We start from the raw sequence: 700 nt of genomic DNA on the forward strand, positions 1-700 counted from the left end.
GTGCTGGAGTGCGGGGCGTCGGTGAATGTCTACATGGCGCACGGTGGGACGAACTTCGGTGGCTGGGCGGGGGCGAACCGGGCCGGTGAGGATCATCTGGGCGCGTTGCGGCCGACGGTGACGTCGTACGACTACGACGCGCCGGTGGACGAGTACGGGCGGGCGACGGCGAAGTTCTGGGCGTTCCGGGAGGTGCTGGCGGGTTTCCGGGACGGGGCGGCCGTTCCGGGCGGGGTGGTGGGTCCGGTGCCGGAGCCGCCGCCGGCGCCGCCGGTGCTGGGTGCCGCGGTGGTGGCGCGGCTGGAGCGGTGGGCGCCGCTGGACGGGGTCGTGGACGCGCTGGGGGGCGCGGAGAGCGAGTCGGCGCTGCCGCCGTCGTTCGAGGAGCTGGGGGTGGACCGGGGTCTGGTGCGGTATCGCTTCACGGTTCCGGGGCCCCGGGAGGCGTCCCCGCTGTGGGTGTGGGGGCTGCGTGATGTGGCGGTGGTGGCCGTGGACGGGGCGCGGGTGGCGGTGGTCGACGACGCCTCGGATCCGGTGCTGATCGGTGAGGTGGCGGGGCCGGCCGTGGTGGAGCTGTGGGTGGAGTCGCTGGGCCGGGTCAATTACGGGCCGCGGCTCGGTGAGGCCAAGGGCGTCACGGGCGGGCTGCTGCACGAGCGGCAGTATGTGCACGGGGTGCGGGCGCGGGGGCTGCGGC

1 protein-coding gene is annotated in these 700 nt (G+C 75.3%); it reads left to right on the plus strand.

Translation table 11 applies throughout. The features are described 5' to 3' along the window. Positions 1-700: beta-galactosidase (locus K6I33_RS35475; protein ID WP_229358895.1), on the plus strand; the 700-nt coding region annotated here is incomplete at both ends.

The organism is Streptomyces sp. UNOB3_S3 (assembly GCF_020740895.1).
Taxonomy (GTDB): Bacteria; Actinomycetota; Actinomycetes; order Streptomycetales; family Streptomycetaceae; genus Streptomyces.